The sequence below is a fragment of the Rouxiella aceris genome (assembly GCF_012933545.1).
GTDB lineage: Bacteria > Pseudomonadota > Gammaproteobacteria > Enterobacterales > Enterobacteriaceae > Rouxiella > Rouxiella aceris.
The window spans coordinates 330,288-350,024 of the sequence record NZ_JAADJU010000004.1; the positions used below are offsets into that span (position 1 = coordinate 330,288).

Below are 19,737 nucleotides of genomic sequence, written 5' to 3' on the forward strand. Positions count from 1 at the left end.
CTTATTCGATTGAAAGAATCGTAAATTTATCCTTGCTTGCGGAGTCTTAATTGTGTGGTCATTAATAAATAAATCAGCACATCAGAGCTATAATTTTAGCACTGAGCTGGCACGGCCCGATGCGGCTTCATCATCAGCCCCTATTTTAACCAAGTATGAAAAAAGTCCACCGAAAGCCGATGAAATAATAAAAACCAGTGGTGAGAATATCACTCCTCCCCCCCGTTCGATTGCGGCTCTTGGCAAAATGCAGACTGAAATGCTGATTACCGCAGGATCCGTTATGGATAAATTACAACTCAATGCGAAAAGTTTATTATCACTGCCTGGGCTTTTAACAATTTCAGGTTCTGGTGACCGCCAGGCCACGCAATCCGAGATAAAAACCGTTAGTCGATTAAAAAAAACATTAATTCGCCATATTGCTGCGCAATTCGATAAAAAGCACAAAGTTGTGACCAAAGGAATTGAGAAAACTATCCGTCAGGAGTTTAAAGATACGGCCATAACCCTGCGCAATAATAAAAACTGGCAATCGGTGCAAACACATTTTGTACATAATAATAAAAGATACATCAGTACATTAGTTCCTGCTGCAGCAATGAAATATTCTTCCTGCGATATGTTTGAAACGCCATACAACAACTCCGGCGTCTGTGGTTCATCGACCAAAAACACTAAACACGCAACGAATTTATGGACCTCAGAAATTTCCGTTCCTGAGGGTAAGGGGAGACCCAGGGAATTATTTAGAGGTGTTCGTCACGGCATTCTTTCCCCTTATGGGTTGAAAAAAAATGATCCGGCACGGCAAGCTGGCGCTTTAGCCCAGGCAAAAGAGGTGGTAACCGCCGCGCTGTATACTAAACCCGATTTGATGCTAAAGGCGCTAGCAGGCGAGCCAGTCTCTCTGCAAATCGTCTCCACTTCGCTGGTAACGGCAAGCCAGATCGGCAACGAGGAAGATATGCTTAACGATCAGATGAATGCCTGGCAAACACTTGCCAAGCAAACACCGTTGAAATTACCTGTCAGGGTGAGCAACGAGGAAGTTAAGGAGATAAAAGTCAGCCTCAACGTTGCAGCATTCAACTTTGGTGTCAACGAATTGGCATTGAAATTTGGCCTGGGTTGGGCAACGTCAGATCGCTATAACCAGCAGGCGGTTAAACAGCTTTTAGGTGATGATCTTATGTCGGCTTCCCCCGGTGGAATGGTAGGTGAATATCTGCTTAACATGCCGAAAAATGGTCAAAAGGTGATGGAGCTAAGTCAGCAGTTCAGGAAAATCCTGCTTGATAAGTCATACTGCCATGATAATGGCACGCCTTATAAGGCGGCACAATATGCTGCCATGCTGGCCTATGAAATTGGCGCAGTCCCCTGCTGGAACTGCAAAAATGGAAAAGACAGAACAGGCATGCTGGATACAGAACTCAAACGCGAAATCGTCAGCCAGAATCAGGGAGAGCCCCTCAGTCAACCCGGGGCGCCTCTCAATGAGAATAACAAACAGTTATTTCAGAAGGTAAAGCTTCACGGCGGTAACCAGGAAGTTCAATCGTATAACGACGGTGTGGCAGATAATAAGGGTTAAAATATTTGCCGCTTCTATGATGAGTTGGTCATTAGTACAACCTATCTATAATCATCAGGTGGGGCAATAGGTGTATTGCCTCCACCTTTGTTAAAAATGCAAAAATACAATGTTGAACATAATTTATAGACTTTATGATGCTCTGGGGCTTGAAATAGATGGCGATGAGCCAGCCCTGGTGATTGATAACGAATTAACGGTATATTTCAAGGAATCGGACGACTGTCTGGAAATGTGTTGCCCCGTTGGCCCATTACCTACGGATGTCTCGCGATTATATAAAGCGTTGCAGTTGAATTATTGCGGCCCAGTCGTTTTGGCTACTGATGCTGAAAATACGGTTTTGCTCGCCCTGCTGCGTTTTGCTGATAGCTGCCTCGCTTCAGAGTTGGAGAGCGGGCTGCAGCAACTTATAGCGACCACACGTCACTTGCGTAAAACCATTATCGAAAGTTGAACCAGCGGAACAGCGGAGTTGGGACACAGCAAGACATATAAAAAGGGCGATGTTGCCATCGCCCTTTTTCATTTTTACTTCAGTTGCAGAGGCTTAGTGCACTGCGCCTTCGGTCTTGATCTTCTGCGCACTCATAAAGTGATAAGTCAGCTTGTCCGCCGCTTTATCCAGCGCAACCGTAACCGATCCACCATCAACCAGCGAACCAAACAGCAGTTCATTAGCCAGCGGTTTCTTCAAGTTTTCCTGCACGATACGCGTCATTGGACGTGCGCCCATGGCACGATCGTAGCCTTTAACGGATAACCAGTCGCGCGCTTCGTCGCTCACTTCCAGCGACACGCCTTTGGCATCCAGCTGCGCCTGCAGTTCGACAATAAACTTATCGACAACCTGCTGGATCACTTCGGTAGACAAGTGGTTAAACCAAATCACATTGTCCAGACGGTTACGGAACTCAGGGGTAAAGACCTTTTTGATCTCTTCCATGGCATCAGGGCTATTGTCCTGATGGATAAGACCAATAGATTTACGCTCTGTTTCACGCACACCGGCGTTGGTGGTCATTACCAGTATCACATTACGGAAGTCGGCTTTACGCCCATTGTTATCGGTCAGCGTGCCGTTATCCATCACCTGCAACAGCAGGTTAAAGACGTCAGGGTGCGCCTTCTCGATTTCATCGAGCAACACCACGGCGTGCGGATGCTTGATCACTGCATCGGTCAGCAGACCGCCCTGATCAAAACCGACATAGCCCGGAGGTGCACCGATCAAACGGCTGACGGTGTGACGCTCCATATATTCCGACATATCAAAACGCAGCAGCTCGATATCCAGTGCTTTGGCCAACTGCACCGTGACTTCGGTTTTGCCGACGCCGGTCGGTCCGGCAAACAAGAAGGAACCGACAGGTTTGCGATCCTGATTCAGACCGGCACGGCTCATTTTGATCGCTTCGGTCAGCACATCAATAGCAGGATCCTGTCCGAACACCAGCATTCTCAGACGATCGCCAAGACCTTTAAGCACGTCACGGTCGGTGGCTGATACGGTCTTCTCTGGAATACGAGCAATACGGGCAACGACGCTTTCAATATCGCTGACATTGACGGTCTTTTTGCGTTTGCTTACTGGCATCAGTCGGCTACGGGCACCGGCTTCATCAATGACATCAATGGCCTTGTCTGGCAAATGACGGTCGTTGATATATTTCACCGACAGCTCAACCGCGGCACGTACCGCCTTGGCGGTATAGCGGACATCGTGATGCGCTTCGTATTTGGTTTTCAGACCATTGATGATCTGGATCGTCTCTTCAGGTGAAGGCTCAGTAATATCAATTTTTTGGAAACGACGTGCCAGAGCACGATCTTTTTCAAAGATACTGCTGAATTCCTGATAAGTGGTAGAGCCAATAACGCGGATCTTGCCGCTGGATAACAGCGGTTTAATCAGATTCGCGGCATCGACCTGACCACCGGACGCAGCCCCGGCACCGATGATGGTATGGATTTCATCGATAAACAGGATGCTGTTTTTGTCTTGTTCAAGTTGTTTGAGCAAGGATTTGAAACGTTTTTCGAAATCACCACGATACTTGGTCCCTGCCAGCAGAGAGCCAATATCTAACGAGTAAAGCGTGCAGTCAGCCATCACTTCCGGCACATCGCCCTGCTCAATACGCCAGGCGAGCCCTTCGGCAATCGCGGTTTTACCCACGCCAGATTCCCCCACCAGCAGCGGGTTGTTTTTGCGGCGACGGCACAGAACCTGAATAGCACGTTCCAGTTCTTTGTCACGACCAATCAGCGGGTCAATACCACCAACGCGCGCCAATTGGTTAAGGTTAGTGGTGAAGTTCTCCATACGATCTTCCCCTGCCGACTGCTCTTCGTTAACCGGGTTCTCCGCATTGTTCGGAGCCTGGCTCGCTTCGTCTTTACGCGTACCGTGGGAAATAAAGTTCACCACGTCAAGGCGGCTGACATCATGCTTACGCAGCAGATAAGCAGCCTGAGATTCCTGTTCACTAAAGATGGCTACCAGCACGTTTGCGCCGGAAACTTCACTTCGGCCTGAAGACTGCACATGGAAAACAGCTCGTTGCAGCACACGTTGGAAACTCAACGTAGGCTGGGTATCACGCTCTTCTTCACTGGCGGGTAAAGTGGGTGTGGTTTGTTCGATGAAGGCTTCCAATTCCTGACGTAAGGCCACTAAATCGACCGTACAGGCCTCAAGCGCTTCACGAGCTGCCGGGTTGCTGAGCAACGCCAACAGCAGGTGCTCGACGGTCATAAACTCATGCCGGTGCTCGCGGGCTCTTGCGAAAGCCATGTTGAGACTGAGTTCAAGTTCTTGATTGAGCATAGGCACCTCCCAAATAGATTGCCTTAATCAGGCTTTTTCCAGCGTACACAGCAACGGATGCTCGTTCTCCTTGGCGTAACTATTCACGTGTGCGACTTTGGTTTCGGCCACTTCTGCGGTAAAAATGCCGCATATGGCCTTGCCCTTATAGTGCACAGTAAGCATCAGTTGCGTTGCACGTTCAATATCATAAGAAAAGAACTTTTGCAGTACGTCAATCACAAATTCCATAGGAGTGTAATCGTCGTTGTTTAATATAACTTTATACATAGATGGCGGTTTTAGCGCATCCTTTTGTTTATCTGCCGCCAAGTGTTCAAAATTTAACCACTCTTGATTGTCGCCCATCGCCTGTCCGTCACCTTGTAAACAACTTGATTCGACACATGACGAAGGATGGCCAACTTCACATCTCGTCTTGAGTCACTACATTACTCCACTTATTTTATCATTTTTTGGATATCCTTGCCGCACGACCAAAGCAGCAATTTTTTAGGTGGCGCAATGGGCAAAGTACGTCCAAAAAAATGTCAATAGCGTTACCTGCTTCAAACTTTGGATATCTGCTCCCCTCCGGCAAATACCCTTCTCTTGACGTCCTAGCCTATTACACTAAAGTGTAAATTTATGAGCCGGATGAGCTATTGCTCACCGCTGTTTTGCGCAGTGTTCATCGGCAATAAACGCAAAACGACCCAAAGGTTTATCGTTCGTCGCAGCGGCAATCAAACGGCAACCACCCCGACCTCAGTTCAGCATACGGGATGAGCCATCTATCCGCCGACGGCCAAGTCACACAACCTAATGCCGGCAACGCGAAAGATAACGGGTACGGCTTTATCTCTTTAACTACCACCATAGTCATGAGAGGGATGTAATAGCATGGAGACGGGTACTGTTAAATGGTTTAATAATGCCAAGGGCTTTGGTTTTATCTGCCCTGTGAGCGGCGGCGAAGATATATTTGCCCACTACTCAACGATCAAAATGGATGGTTATCGAACACTTAAGGCGGGACAACAAGTCACTTTTGATGTCCATGAAGGCCCTAAAGGAAATCATGCCAGCCTTATCATTCCCATTCCATTGGAGTCTGAAGTGGTCGCCTGAGCAGAGTCAATGTCATAACTGCTGGCGAATTTAATAAAATACCGGCCGCTTATTGGCTGGTATTTTATTTATGGGGGGAAATAGTCTTTTGTTCAAGGGCTACCGCTAAAAAATTTAGTATTTTTTATAGTCACCACGACATTCAGACTTGTCTGTAGAAATTAAACCCTTTATAAACAAAATGGTGACAGCGGCTTAGGCTGCTTCTGCTGTTGTAATCTGGTTTATTATTTGGCTGTTCAAATAGCGCCAATATTTTTTATTGGTCCAAGAACATGTCAATCCTTAGCTATCCCGCCGATACCGCAAAACCTCAGTCTGGCCTTGGGCTGATTTCCGCCCTGGTAACTGGACATTTTGTCCCCGGAGGAATGTGGCAAAAGCCCGCGTATCGTTTAAAATTTTTAGCACGAACGCTGGCCTTTCCACGGGCTACTTTAACGCTGATGAACCATATTGCCGCCCATCCGCTGCGCAATGAGATTCTGGCCGCGCAACCTACCTTGCCTTGTAAGGTTCAACGCCCCTATCTGGCGGTCAATATGACGCGTGTCACCTATACTCGCGGTTTATGCGACCACTACGCGTTTATTGCCAGTCGCCTGCCGATGGCAATAAGGCATGGCCATCTCAGCAAGGAGCCATGTAAACTTGCGGTAATGATCGGCAAAGATGAATCCACTTATTCCATCAGCATGAACGCTACCCAACGTTTGGATAAAGAAGGGGAAATCACCCTGATGTTTAATAATGCGGCGGGACAGGCGCTGGCAAATGTGACCTTTATCATTATGAATTATCAGGGACAACGCACGCTGTTTATTGGTGCCTTACAAGGACCCGCCCAACAGGTTGAGCATCAGCTTATTCAGCAGGCAACCAAATCCTGCCATGGATTATTCCCCAAACGTATATTAATGGAAGCCTTGCTGTTATTAGCTGAAAAATTGAATATCGATCAGGTATTGGCGGTAGGCAATAAAACCCATATTTATGAACATCCGCGTTATAACAAACGTAAACACCTGGTCTATGCCGATTACGACAGCTTTTGGCTTACGCTAGGCGCACACCAGGATGCGCAGGGCTATTTTCGCTTTCCTGCGCAAATGGCGCACAAATCACTGGAAGAGATCGCCAGTAAAAAACGGGCCGAATACCGTCGCCGCTATCAATTGCTTGACGAGATGGAAGCGCAAATTCGCCAGCGCTTCTCGGTACATTAAAAGCCCTTGCGTCGACTTAGTCGGCGCGCCCTCGGGCCAACCAGGCAACGCGGGAAAACATTTGCTTAAGCACCACCGGCACCGCATCGGTCCCGCGTCCCGCCGCGGACATTGCTACCTCAATCGCCAGATCCGGCTTGGAGCTACGGTGCACGGCTTTTTCGATAACCCGTCGCGGTGACATCGGCATACTATCGGGCACTCCCGAGGCGCGGCGATAAACATCATCAAAGCCATTGCGATACAGATAATGCTCAATATCCAAAGCCGGTAACTCGGTCAGGCGATAGCGCAGCATATCATCATGATTTTCCACCATGCCATTGACGATAGCAGCGTATTTTTTGCCTGCCTCATCGCCGTCCACCAATACGTGCCATTCAATCCCCATCTGGCGGGCAAAACGCAGTAAAGGCCGTAAGCCACACTGAGCAAACTCAATGACCTTGATCCCTTCCGACTCAAAATTATAGCCGCACTGGCGCGCCAGCTGATTCAGCAACCAGACTTCGGTTTCTCCTTCCACCAGCAGCCAGCAGCGGGCAAACAGCGAGGAGGGACGACTGTAACGAATATGGAAGGCAATACGACGACTATCTTCCGAACTCATGCCCTGCGGGCCAATGCTGTAGGCGGCCACTTTGCCGGACTCGCGCACTAAACGACAGATTTGCTCAACCGGCACCAGCGACAGTAAATCACCGGAGTTGGTGGTAGTGATACGCTGCAACGGCAGTTGCTCCAGCAACCCCCAGGCGACCGATAACATAATGGGGTGCAAGCGGGTTTCGGGGTCTTCGATCAACAGCAGCGGGCGGGCATCAGGATGCAGCACCACCGAGCCCTTCGCCTGCAACAGCGTCGAAAACATGCCCAACAGCATCACGCGCATACTGCGACTGTTAGGTTCGGCAATCATCTGATTAATATTGTTCATCGAACGCCACGCCTGGCGGCTTTCGGCCCGGCCATGACGTTTTTGCTGCCAGGACAGTTTATTCCGGCCACGCTGTTCGGCGCGGTCATCACTGGCGGCATTTGGCTGCTGCGGGTTATTGTCGCCGCCACTAGTGATGCGTTGGCTTTCCACGCTATTCATACCAAAATAGTGCTCGAGCAACTGTTGCATGGCGGACAGCCCCTGGCGCAATTCGGCGTTGGTCAGGTTTTGCGGATTATGGATCAGCTCACGGGTCAAGGCATCGAGCTGTTTGGCCAATGCGCCACTATCCTGTTGCATCTGGGGAGCCAGCGCCTCTTTGCGAATGCGACGAATAAAGCGCGCATCACGCAGACGAAGCACCGGGTGCAGTTTGATCAGTTCCAGGGCCAGAGGGTCGATAGTTTTCAGGGCCAGAGGTTGGCCATTGGCGGCAAGAAATGTGCGCCAGGTGACCACGCTGCCGTCGTCATCCATCTCGCCTTCCAGGCGATAATAAATGCGATTTAAGCGATCGTCGCATTTCACCCATAGCGGTGACAACGGGTTAAAGCGAGGCGCCATATGGTGCCCGGGGTGGTTCTCACAGAAGGTAAATACTACGTGCAGATAGCGCTGCTTGGCCTGCTGCTCACCGGCGGGAAAATAAAAGTCCTGCTCCTGAAAACAGTACAGTTCCGGCTCGGGAGAGAGCAGCAACGTCAAGACATCAAGCAGGCTGGATTTACCCCAGGCATTCTCCCCCAACAATACAGTATTGGTATTGACCGTGCCCAAATTGGTCTGGCCAGGCGCGATTTTGGCATCATTAAGCGCCACGCCGCGCTGGTCGGGCTGGGTCAGGCTCAGGGACAAGCGGTTAATCCCGCGAAAACCAACAATATTAATATGTTCAAGATACATGGGCACCTCCCGTGCGGCGCTGTTTCTGAGCAAACTCCTCCCTTGAGCATGGCGACAAAAGGGCGTATTGGTCAAGCATCGCGGGTAAAGAACGCCGCGCAAGGCGAAGCTGGCGCCCAATGGTGGCTCTCCGCCAGGTAAAACAGCTAATTTCTGCCCTTACCCTATGCCAAACTTTACTCTTTACAGGGTTTTGGTTAGCTTGTGGCACGTTTATAAATTTCCCAAATGAATGGACTCTGTTTTATGTATTCTGGTTTGTTGATCATTCTTATTCCGCTTATCGTTGGCTATCTTATTCCGATCAGGAAGCCCAATCTGTTACATGCCATCAATAAACTGTTGAGTTGGATGGTATATGTCATTCTGTTTATCATGGGCATCAGCCTGGCCTTCCTGGATAATCTCAGCAGCAACCTGGTGATGATCTTCAAATACGCGTCAGTGTTCTTCCTGTGTATTTTGGTCGTCAATCTTATGGCGCTGTGGCTACTGGAGCGTCGTAAACCCTGGAAAACGCAACATCGCCAGGAGGCCCTGCCCTCGCGCCTGCATATGGCCCTCGATTCTCTGCGTCTGTGTGGCGTGGTCGTCGCCGGTTTTCTGCTTGGCCTGACACAATGGCACTGGTTGACGTATGCCAGCCAGGCCAGCGAGGCGGCGCTGATTTTCCTGCTGGTGCTGGTGGGCGCACAGTTGGGCAACAGCAGCATGACCCTGCGTCAGATTGTGCTCAACCGTCGCGGTATGCTGGTCGCCTCGGTGGTCGGTATCACCTCCCTTGGTGGCGGGCTGATTGCCGCGCTGCTTCTCGGATTACCGCTAAAAACCGGTCTGGCCATGGCCTCGGGCTATGGCTGGTACTCGCTTTCCGGCATTGTCCTCAGCGACGCCTTTGGCCCGGTAATTGGCAGTGCGGCCTTTTTTAACGATCTCGCCCGTGAGCTTTGCGCCATTATGCTGATCCCGACCCTGGTGCGCAGCAGCCGCTCCTCGGCGTTGGGCCTGTGTGGTGCCACCTCGATGGACTTTACGCTGCCGGTATTACAGCGCAGTGGCGGGCTGGATATGGTGCCGCCAGCTGTCGTGCACGGTTTTGTGCTCAGCCTGTTGGCGCCAATCCTGATGGCGATTTTCTCTGCCTGACAGCCGGGTATATTTGAGCGACCAACACCGTTGTGTCGCTCAACTCCCATCAATCCCCCTGCAAAAACCTGTGCTAAATCAATTCTTCCTCGATTAATAACAAATTGTGCTTCGTTTTCTCGCAGGGCAGTTTTAGTCTCTCTTTAAACATGCATTTAAAATGCAACATAACAAAGAGGACAGCATCATGTTTTGTATTCAATGTGAGCAAACGATCCAGACACCAACAGCAAAAGGCTGTAGCTACTCCCAGGGCATGTGTGGCAAAACTGCCGAAACCTCCGACCTGCAGGACCTGCTGGTTGCCGTGCTGCAAGGGCTGTCGGCATGGGCGTTGCTTGCCCGCGGCCAGGGGATTATCGATCAGCAGATCGACGATTTTTCCCCGCGCGCCTTTTTTTCAACCTTGACCAACGTTAACTTCGATTCCGCACGCATTATCGGCTACGCCCGTGAAGCAATCGCGCATCGCCAACGTCTGATGACACTTTGCCAGCAAGAGGATGCACAATTAGTCCCCGCCCACCCTTTTGCTCTGCTGGAGCTGGTCAGTGACGATTTGGCGCAGCTACAGCAACAGGCCCAGCAGTTTGCCCTTAACAACGATAAAGCCGCGGTAGGTGATGACTGCCACGGCCTGCGTCTACTGTGCCTGTATGGCCTCAAGGGTGCCGCCGCCTATATGGAACACGCTCATGTGCTGGGACAGTCAAATCAGGAGATCACCAGCGAATACCATCGGTTGATGGCCTGGTTAGGCACCCAGCCTGCCGATATGACCGAGCTGCTGGACAACGCCATGGCTATCGGGCAAATGAACTTCCGGGTGATGGCAATGCTCGATACCGGTGAAACCGACGCCTATGGTCATCCGCAACCGACGGCGGTCAATGTGCGACCTGTTGCCGGCAAGGCGATCCTGATTTCAGGTCACGATTTGAAAGATCTGCAACAGTTGCTGGAACAGACCGTCGGTACCGGGATTAATATCTATACCCACGGCGAAATGCTGCCGGCCCACGGTTATCCAGAACTGAAGAAATACCCGCATCTGGCCGGTAACTATGGCAGCGGATGGCAGAACCAGCAGGTGGAATTTGCCCGTTTCCCTGGCCCGGTGGTGATGACCTCCAACTGCATTATCGATCCGCAGGTCGGTGACTATGCTGAACGTATCTGGACACGCAGTATTGTCGGCTGGCCGGGCGTTAAACATCTGCACGGTGAAGACTTTACCGTGGTAATCAATCAGGCGCTGGCAATGGAAGGTTTCCGCTTTAGCGAAATCGAACAGGAGATCACCGTCGGCTTTGGTCGTCAGACGCTGCTCAATGCCTCGGATACGCTAATCGATCTGGTCACCCGCCAAAAACTGCGCCATATCTTTCTGATCGGCGGCTGTGACGGCAGCCGCGGTGAACGCAGCTACTTCACCGACCTGGCGCGCAGCGTTCCCGAAGACTGTCTGATCCTCACTCTCGCCTGCGGCAAATACCGTTTCAACAAGCTGGATTTCGGCAATATTGAAGGTCTGCCGCGCCTGCTTGACGTCGGTCAATGCAACGATGCCTACTCAGCCATTATGCTAGCGGTGCATCTGGCGGACAAACTCGGTTGCGGCGTCAACGATCTGCCATTGAGCCTGGTGCTTTCCTGGTTTGAACAAAAGGCGATCGTTATCTTGCTGACCTTACTGTCACTGGGTGTCAAAAATATTGCCACCGGCCCGACGGCTCCCGCGTTCCTTACCGATAATCTGCTCAACGTGCTTAATGAGAAATTTGGCCTGCGTGCGGTGACCTCAGTAGAACAAGATCTGAGCCTGATGCTGGCGCAATAATCTTCCTTTGCCGACGGTCACGTCGGCATTTTGTGAGACTTTTACTATGACAGCGATACTTTTTCCCGATCAGCCAAGCGCACTGTGTCCAAACCGGATGCAGGTTTATGCCGTTACCCAGGAAACGCCCAATGTCTGGACGCTTTCGCTGTTCACTCATGACCGCTATGACTACCGCCCCGGTCAATTTGCGCTGGTCAATATCGGCACCAGCGGCCTGGAACAGCGCGCCTATACCCTCTCCTCGACGCCTGGGGTAAGCCGCTTTATCGAACTGACGGTTAAACTGCTCCCCGGCGGTTGCGGATCGACCTGGCTGACTGGCGAGGTTAAACCCGGCGACTACCTGTGGCTGTCCGATGCCCAGGGTGAATTCACTGCCGACGGTGATCGCCCGCTGGTGCTGCTGGCAGCAGGCTGTGGCATCACGCCGGTAATGTCGATCTGCCGTGACGCATTACGGCACCAGCCCGCCCAGCCAATTCAGGTGTTCTATAGCATTCACCAACCTGAAGATATGATCTTTGCCGCCCAGTGGCAGCAACTGGTGCAACAATATCCGCAGCTTAAACTGCATATTTTGTGCAGCCAGAACGCACAAAGTGACATGATCGCCGGCCGTCTCAGCCAAGCACTGCTGGCGCAGCATGTGACCGATATTCACAGCACGCGGGTGATGATTTGTGGCCCGAACGACTATATGCAGCAGGCAAAAAGCTGGGTGCTGGCCTTGGGTTGTGCTGAAGAAAATATCATCAGCGAAGCCTTTTATACCCCGGAGCCCGCTGTGAACAGCGAACAGCGCCTGCTGCTGACCTCGTCACAGCCGCTGCAACATTTTTCTGTCAAAGTGGGGGCCAGCTTGCTCTCCGCCCTCGAGCAATATAGCTTGCCGGTGGTGGCCGCCTGTCGCGCCGGCGTCTGTGGCAGTTGCAAAACCCGCATTCTCTCTGGCCATTACCGCACCACCAGCCAGGCTACGCTCACGGCTGACGAACTGGCACAGGGTTATGTCTTGGCCTGCAGTTGCCAGTTGGAAACGGATATCACCCTCGCCTGACCCCTGTCACCTTGCCTGGTACTTTTTATTACATTTTTCCAGGCAAGGTTGAGCATAGCGCACGCCGCTATCCCCCCTTGATCCACCAAGGAAAATGATACCAAGCGCATCATCCTGCCAAAGGGAAAAGCGCCAATGGACTATGCTTACCCCCAGTTGTTTTCACTTTTCTGCATACGCAGGCCAACACCCTGTGAAGAAATTTTAAAAACACATTGGAGGGATTCATGAAACAAAGCATTGCAGCATTTATCGCCAAAACTCTTGAACACGCTGGCGTAAAAAGGATTTGGGGCGTAACCGGTGATTCATTAAACGGCCTGAGCGACAGCCTTAATCGCATGGGGACCATTGAATGGATTGGCACCCGTCATGAAGAAGTGGCGGCCTTTGCCGCCGGGGCCGAAGCGCAAATCACTGGCGAACTGGCGGTGTGCGCCGGATCTTGCGGGCCGGGTAACCTGCATCTGATCAACGGTCTGTTTGACTGCCACCGTAACCATGTACCGGTACTGGCGATTGCCGCTCATATTCCCTCAAGCGAAATCGGCAGCGGTTATTTTCAGGAAACCCATCCGCAAGAGCTGTTTCGCGAATGCAGCCATTATTGCGAACTGGTCAGCAACCCCGAGCAGTTGCCACAGGCGCTAAGCATTGCCATGCATAAGGCGATCCTCAATAAAGGGGTATCCGTTATTGTTCTGCCGGGAGATATTGCCCTGAAACCGGCCCCCGATGACGTGCAGGCCAAATGGTATCCACCGCAGCTACCTGTAGTGCAACCTGCGCCCACTGAGCTGGCCAAACTGGCGGAAGTGCTCAATAGCTCGGCCAATATCACCCTGATGTGCGGCAGCGGTTGCGCCGGCGCCCATGACGAGGTGGTCAAGCTGGCCGAAACCCTGAAAGCGCCGGTGGTGCACGCACTGCGCGGCAAAGAGTATATCGAGTGGGATAATCCCTACAGCGTGGGCATGACCGGGCTGATCGGTTTTTCATCGGGTTTCCATGCCATGATGAATGCCGATACTCTGGTGCTACTCGGTACCCAGTTCCCTTATCGCGCGTTCTACCCCACCGAGGCGAATATTATCCAGATTGATATCAATCCGGGCAGCATCGGTGCACACTGCCAGGTCGATATGGCGCTGATCGGCGATATCAAAGCAACACTCGCTGCGCTGCTGCCTGATTTGCAGGTCAAAAACGATTCGGCATTTCTCGATAAGTCGCTTAAACACTATCGCGAAGCGCGCCAGGGACTGGATGAACTGGCCACGGCAAACGACAAATTGCCAATCCATCCGCAATATCTCGCCAAACAGATCAGCCACTATGCCGATGACGACGCCATTTTCACCTGCGATGTCGGCACCCCCACCGTCTGGGCCTGCCGCTATCTGCAAATGAACGGCAAGCGGCGGCTGCTGGGGTCCTTTAACCACGGTTCGATGGCCAACGCCATGCCACAGGCGATTGGCGCTCAGGCTATCGATCGCCAGCGCCAGGTAGTGGCACTGTGCGGCGACGGCGGCTTTGCCATGTTGATGGGCGATTTTTTGTCTATCGCCCAGCACAAGCTGCCGATCAAACTGGTGATATTTAACAATAGCGTGTTGGGATTTGTGGCCATGGAGATGAAGGCCGGTGGCTATCTGACCGATGGCACCGAGTTACACAATCCGGATTTTGCCGCCATTGCCGAAGCCACTGGCATCAAAGGTATCCGCGTTGACAAGGCATCCGATGTCGATGCGGCACTGCAAGAAGCTTTTGCCCATGACGGACCTGTGCTGATCGATGTCATCACCGCCAAGGAAGAGCTGGCCATGCCGCCGCAAATCAAAATGGAGCAGGCGAAAGGCTTTAGCCTGTATATGCTGCGCGCCATTATCAATGGTCGCGGTGACGAAGTTGTCGAATTGGCAAAAACCAACTGGCTGCGTTAAGGCTGCTGGCGTTATAGTGAAAAGCGCACAGCAAAAAATATCGCCCTGACAGATTGCTGATAACCTCGGGTTGTCAGCAAACACCTTGGGGCGATATTTGTTTGCTATTTTTCAGCCCCAGAGTGAGAGGAAGTCAACGTTGATCGATTTACGCAGTGACACCGTTACACGCCCGAGTGAAGCTATGCGCCAGGCGATGTATCAGGCCGAAGTAGGCGATGATGTTTATGGTGACGACCCGACGGTCAATGCGCTGCAAGCCCTGGCCTGCAAGCTGACCGGCAAAGAAGCCGCACTGTTTTTACCTACCGGTACCCAGGCCAATCTGGTGGCCCTGCTGTCTCACTGTGAGCGTGGCGAAGAGTATATCGTCGGCCAAAAGGCTCACAACTATATGTACGAAGCAGGCGGTGCCGCAGTGCTGGGCAGTATTCAACCGCAACCGCTGGAAATGGCCGATGACGGCACATTGCCCCTCGATAAGGTGGCGGCGGCAATCAAGGCGGATGATATTCACTTTGCCCGCACCCGTCTGCTCAGTCTGGAAAATACCCACAGCGGTAAAGTGCTGCCGCTGGATTACCTGCAACGCGCCTTTGCCTTTACCCGTGAAAAAGGTCTGGCCTTGCATATTGACGGCGCGCGCATCCTTAACGCGGCCGTGTCTCTCGGCGTGCCGTTAAGCGATATTACCTGCTACTGCGATACGCTGACTATCTGCCTGTCGAAAGGACTGGGTGCGCCGGTAGGCTCACTGTTGTGCGGCAGTGCGGAATATATCAAGCGTGCCAATCGCTGGCGTAAAATGACCGGCGGCGGTATGCGCCAATCAGGCATCCTCGCCGCTGCCGGCATTTACGCCCTGGAAAACAATGTGCAGCGTCTGCAAGATGACCATGACAACGCCCGTTGGCTGGAGCAGCAACTGCGCGCCATCGGCGTGGAAATTGCCGCACCGGGGGCGCAAACCAATGTGTTATATCTTCACCAATCCGCCGAGATGGCGGCCAGGCTCGGCCCGTGGATGCGCGAACATGGCGTGCTGATCAGTGCCGGTCCGCTGACACGCCTGATCACCCATATTGATATCAGTCGTCAGGATCTGCAGACCGTTGTCGAACTCTGGCAGCGCTTTTTGCAGCAACAGGACTAACCTGCCGCCCGCAAACTGAGTGGTAACAGGGAGGTCGCTCAGCCTTTGCGGGCTATTTTTCGTCACTTTGAACGAGCAAAATGGAAGATGCCAACATTCTCTAGCGAGAAACGTATTGTTGTACTGGGCGCCAGCGGCTATATCGGCCAGCATCTCACTGCCTTTTTAAACCAGCAGGGCTACGCGGTCACTGCCGCAGCGCGACGTCGCAAGTGGCTGGTGGCGCAGAACTGGCCGGGAGTCCGTTGCTGTTTTGCCGATGTCTATCACAATGCCAGTCTGCGCGATGCCTTTGCGGACGCCGATGTGTTGATCTATCTGGTGCACGCCGTCAGTGATGATGACGACCTGCTGGAAAAAGAGCGGCAGGCGGCGCAAAACACCCTGCTGGCGTTAAAAGACTCGACAATCAAACAGATTATTTATCTGGGTGCCATGCAACCGGAAGGGTTGTCATCGACCCATTTGCAGGCGCGAAAACTGACTGGCGAACTGTTTCGCATGGGGGATATTCCAGTTACCGAAGTGCGCACGGGCATTGTTATCGGCCCCGGCTCGGCAGCCTTCGAAGTGATGCGCGATATTATCTATAACCTGCCGGTTCTGACACTCCCCGCCTGGGTTAGCAAGCGATCTTCGCCGATTGCGCTTCATGACTTGCTTCATTATCTCTCGGCGTTGATTGACCATCCGGCCAGCGAGCATCGCGTTTTCGATATTGCCGGCCCGGAATATGTCAGCTATCAACAAGTGATACAACGAATTATCCGCATTACCGGCAAACGCCGCGCCGTGCTGCCGTTTCCCCTGCCGTCTGCGCTGATTTCCGGGCTGTTGATCAGTTTGATCACCTCGGTGCCAACGCCGCTGGCCAAGGCGTTAATCCAGGGACTGAAACAGGACCTGCCTGCCGACAGCCAGGCTTTGCAACAGTTGATCCCGCTAACATTGACGCCCCTTGATGACGCCATTAAACAGGCGTTGGATCAGGAAGCAAATTGCGTACTCAACTCTGCCGAATGGCGAAATGATGCCGATGCCCACCGGCGCTGGCGGCCAGACTATGCCTACTACCCGAAACAGGCGGGTTTCCGGCTGGAAACTTCGGCGTCGATCAAGGCACTATGGCAAGTTATTCAACAGTTAGGCGGTGAAGAGGGCTTCTTTTATGCCCAGAGTCTGTGGCGGCTACGCGCCAGAATCGACAGAGTGCTTGGCAATAAACTTAAAACGGGACGGCCGACCAGCAATACGCTAAAGATAGGCGATACCATTGACGGCTGGAAAGTGATCGATATTATCCCCGGCCAATCACTGTCACTGCTGTTTACCATGAAAGCCCCCGGCCTTGGTCGTTTAACCTTTACCCTGCAAGATCACGGTGAAAGACGTAGCCTGGATATCAGCGCCTGGTGGCACCCGGCTGGCTCCCGTGGCCTGTTATACTGGTTTTGCATGATGCCGGCCCATCTGTTTATCTTTCGCGGCATGGCCAAACGCATAGCCAGTCTGGCGCGACAAAAAGATCGCTGCGGTCGCTGAAAATATCACGGGTTATTTTGCAGGCGATCGCACCAGAAGAGTCACAACTTAGCTTGTTTCCCATTGCATAGCCTATCATTTCAAGAAAGAATGGCGGCCTATTTGTCCAGCGCTCAATGTTGAGCGTCAGGCAACGACATTTTCATGGAATTCGGATATATATGAAGGTATTGGTTACCGGTGCAACCAGTGGCCCAGGTCGCAACGCAGTGGAATACTTGCGGAGAAAAGGCATTAAAGTGCGGGCAACCGGCCGTAATGCCGCCATGGGGCCATTACTGGAAAAACTGGGCGCAGAGTTTATTCATGCCGATTTGACCAATCTGGTATCTGCACAGGCCAAAGCGTTGCTGGCCGACGTCGATACCCTTTGGCACTGTTCCGGGCTAAGTGCGCCCTGGGGCAGTGAACAGGATTTTGAACTGGCCAACGTCCGCGCTACACGGCGTCTGGGGGAATGGGCAGCGGCCTATGGTGTCGAAAATTTTGTGCACCTCTCCTCGCCAGCGATCTACTTCGACTTTCATCATCACCTGAATATTAAAGAAGATTTCCGTCCGCCACGCTTTGCCAATCAGTTTGCCCGCAGCAAGGCGGCCGCTGAACAGGTGATCACCACTCTGGCGCTCTCCAATCCACAGACGCATTTCACCATTTTGCGCCCGCAGGGGATTTTTGGTCCGCACGACAATGTGCTACTGCCGCGGCTGTTACAGATGATCAAATATGGCACCCTGATGTTGCCGCGCGGCGGTGAGGCGTTGGTGGATATGACCTACGTTGAGAACGTGGCCCATGCCATGTGGCTGGCCACCGAGAGCCAACAGCATGAATCGGGACGCGCTTATAATATCAGCAACCTGCAACCCCGACCGCTTAGCTCGCTGATCCAGCATCTGATGGCCGGGCTGGATATCAAATATCGCATCCGTTCGGTGCCCTACCCGCTGCTGGATATGATGGCGCGCGGTATGGAAAAACTGGGTCGCAAGCAACGCAGTGAGCCGATGTTTACCCACTACAGTGTGGCAAAACTCAATTTTGACGTCACCCTCGATACCCAGCGGGCAGAAACCGAGCTGGGTTATAGCCCGCTGGTTTCCCTCGATGAAGGGATCCAGCGCACCGCACTATGGTTACGGGATCATGGTCGTCTACAACATCCACAGGGCATTATCAGCCATCCTAATTAATGTTTTGCCCGGATTATGGCTGCCATCACCGACGCAATTTATTCGGGTGAACGCGCGCAGCCAACACCGCTACCGTGCCTGGGACTAAGGGGAGGGATATTGTTGTAATAACGCATCAACTGTCGCCTCCGTCTCCGCATCCGCCTCGCCACGATAATCACTTTGCCGGAAATGCATCTGAAAGGCAGCGATAACCCGCCGCTGCTGGCGCGGGGTCATGCCGGGATCTACGCTGTAACCATAGCGCGCCAGTTTATTAAGCAGTAGCACGGGATCCACTGGCTGATGCGCGTCTCGCCCATGCAGCAAAGCCTTGACGCGCCAGGCCTGTGGCCAGGCACCAACGCCATTTTCAGCCAGCTTTTGCCAGGGAAACTGTGGTCCGGGATCTTCTTTGCGCTGCGGGGCGATATCGCTGTGGGCCACCACGTTCTGCGGCGCGATTTGGTAGCGTTTGACGATATCCTGGCTGAGAGAAATTAATAAATTAATCTGCCCGGCGGGGTAAGGATAAAAACGCTGACCGAGCATCGTCGGGGTAAAACCCTGATTCTCCAGCTCGATACCAATGGAAGTATCATTAAGATTATTTCTCCCCTGCCAGCCGCTGGCTCCCGCATGCCAGGCACGCATTGACTCCGGTACCAGTTGCCAGGCGACCGCTTTGCCAGCAACCAACGGCGGACGAGCAGGGATAAGATAGTGTGCACTTACATGTTCGTCGGTCAGCGTATTAAGCGCATTATGGAATTCTTCAGCGGTGTAGTGGATCACCAGAAAGCGGATACGCTGGTCAGCCCCCTGCGCCTGACGGGTGGTTTCCAGTCGATAATTATGCGTCTGGCTGGTCGACGGCTGCGTCTGGCACCCGGCCAGCAGCAAAAATCCGACAAGCTGAACCCCGGCTTGCCATCGTTTTAGAAACTTCATCTTGTCCGGCTTTTCCTTATGATCTTGCCGCCTGACCTGACAGTAACCGCGGCCTGGCGACATTAGAAATCGGTTTTATCCTTAACAGGATACAACGGCTGGCGTTGCCAAACCTTTCTTCTACGGTCGAGAGCCACAATAAAACCGGCAAAATAGCGCTGCGAAGAGAGTAAAAGCTTGTGCCTGCTGCCATAACTGACGATATCTTATGCTACCTTTCAGGAATAAGGTTACCCACAAATAAATTTTAACCCGCGATTGTTGCATAACTATGCTACAGGGGTTACCCTCTGCGGCATTAATGGCTATTCAGTATTT

At 52.4% G+C, this 19,737-nt stretch carries 15 protein-coding genes; 11 read left to right on the plus strand and 4 right to left on the minus strand.

Annotation, left to right across the window (positions count from 1 at the left end; genetic code table 11):
- The first annotated feature begins 52 nt into the window (after positions 1 to 52).
- Positions 53 to 1,597, plus strand: a complete 1,545-nt coding sequence (locus GW590_RS09710) for an inositol phosphate phosphatase SopB (protein WP_169402811.1) — start codon at positions 53 to 55, stop codon at positions 1,595 to 1,597.
- A gap of 109 nt (positions 1,598 to 1,706) precedes the next feature.
- Complete coding sequence (locus GW590_RS09715; RefSeq protein ID WP_169402812.1) at positions 1,707 to 2,054, plus strand: type III secretion system chaperone family protein; 348 nt, start codon at positions 1,707 to 1,709, stop codon at positions 2,052 to 2,054.
- Positions 2,055 to 2,147: 93 nt separating this feature from the next.
- Here the strand turns inward: GW590_RS09715 and clpA are convergent, their stop codons facing one another.
- Positions 2,148 to 4,427: an ATP-dependent Clp protease ATP-binding subunit ClpA gene (clpA, locus tag GW590_RS09720; RefSeq protein ID WP_169402813.1), complete on the minus strand. Its 2,280-nt coding sequence runs from the start codon at positions 4,425 to 4,427 to the stop codon at positions 2,148 to 2,150.
- Positions 4,428 to 4,454: 27 nt separating this feature from the next.
- A complete protein-coding gene (clpS, locus tag GW590_RS09725) occupies positions 4,455 to 4,775 on the minus strand; it encodes an ATP-dependent Clp protease adapter ClpS (protein WP_169402814.1) in 321 nt (106 codons plus the stop codon).
- Between the two features lie 534 nt (positions 4,776 to 5,309).
- Here clpS and cspD point away from each other — a divergent pair.
- Both cspD and GW590_RS09735 read left to right on the plus strand, forming a co-directional pair.
- Positions 5,310 to 5,537: a cold shock-like protein CspD gene (gene cspD, locus GW590_RS09730; protein ID WP_169402815.1), complete on the plus strand. Its 228-nt coding sequence runs from the start codon at positions 5,310 to 5,312 to the stop codon at positions 5,535 to 5,537.
- Between the two features lie 275 nt (positions 5,538 to 5,812).
- Complete coding sequence (locus tag GW590_RS09735) at positions 5,813 to 6,763, plus strand: VirK/YbjX family protein (RefSeq protein ID WP_169402817.1); 951 nt, start codon at positions 5,813 to 5,815, stop codon at positions 6,761 to 6,763.
- Positions 6,764 to 6,779: 16 nt separating this feature from the next.
- Here GW590_RS09735 and GW590_RS09740 read toward each other — a convergent pair whose 3' ends face one another.
- Positions 6,780 to 8,606, minus strand: a complete 1,827-nt coding sequence (locus GW590_RS09740) for an ATP-dependent nuclease (protein WP_169402818.1) — start codon at positions 8,604 to 8,606, stop codon at positions 6,780 to 6,782.
- 246 nt (positions 8,607 to 8,852) lie between these two features.
- On the opposite strand from GW590_RS09740, the gene GW590_RS09745 reads away from it, so the two are divergent.
- From GW590_RS09745 to GW590_RS09775, 7 genes are all read left to right on the plus strand, one after another.
- A complete protein-coding gene (locus GW590_RS09745; protein ID WP_169402820.1) occupies positions 8,853 to 9,752 on the plus strand; it encodes a lysine exporter LysO family protein in 900 nt (299 codons plus the stop codon).
- A 187-nt stretch (positions 9,753 to 9,939) separates the two neighbouring features.
- Positions 9,940 to 11,592 carry a hydroxylamine reductase gene (gene hcp / locus GW590_RS09750; protein WP_169402821.1) on the plus strand — a complete coding sequence of 551 codons (1,653 nt, stop codon included), beginning with the start codon at positions 9,940 to 9,942 and terminating at the stop codon, positions 11,590 to 11,592.
- 46 nt (positions 11,593 to 11,638) lie between these two features.
- Positions 11,639 to 12,652: an NADH oxidoreductase gene (gene hcr / locus GW590_RS09755; protein WP_169402823.1), complete on the plus strand. Its 1,014-nt coding sequence runs from the start codon at positions 11,639 to 11,641 to the stop codon at positions 12,650 to 12,652.
- Between the two features lie 227 nt (positions 12,653 to 12,879).
- Complete coding sequence (gene poxB, locus GW590_RS09760; protein WP_169402824.1) at positions 12,880 to 14,601, plus strand: ubiquinone-dependent pyruvate dehydrogenase; 1,722 nt, start codon at positions 12,880 to 12,882, stop codon at positions 14,599 to 14,601.
- 139 nt (positions 14,602 to 14,740) lie between these two features.
- A complete protein-coding gene (gene ltaE, locus GW590_RS09765; RefSeq protein WP_169402825.1) occupies positions 14,741 to 15,754 on the plus strand; it encodes a low-specificity L-threonine aldolase in 1,014 nt (337 codons plus the stop codon).
- An 87-nt stretch (positions 15,755 to 15,841) separates the two neighbouring features.
- Positions 15,842 to 17,296 (plus strand): DUF2867 domain-containing protein, encoded by a 1,455-nt coding sequence (locus tag GW590_RS09770; protein WP_169402827.1) that lies wholly within the window; start codon positions 15,842 to 15,844, stop codon positions 17,294 to 17,296.
- Positions 17,297 to 17,457: 161 nt separating this feature from the next.
- Complete coding sequence (locus GW590_RS09775; protein WP_169402828.1) at positions 17,458 to 18,489, plus strand: NAD-dependent epimerase/dehydratase family protein; 1,032 nt, start codon at positions 17,458 to 17,460, stop codon at positions 18,487 to 18,489.
- Positions 18,490 to 18,573: 84 nt separating this feature from the next.
- Here the strand turns inward: GW590_RS09775 and GW590_RS09780 are convergent, their stop codons facing one another.
- Positions 18,574 to 19,419 (minus strand): N-acetylmuramoyl-L-alanine amidase, encoded by an 846-nt coding sequence (locus tag GW590_RS09780; protein ID WP_169402830.1) that lies wholly within the window; start codon positions 19,417 to 19,419, stop codon positions 18,574 to 18,576.
- Positions 19,420 to 19,737 lie beyond the last annotated feature (318 nt).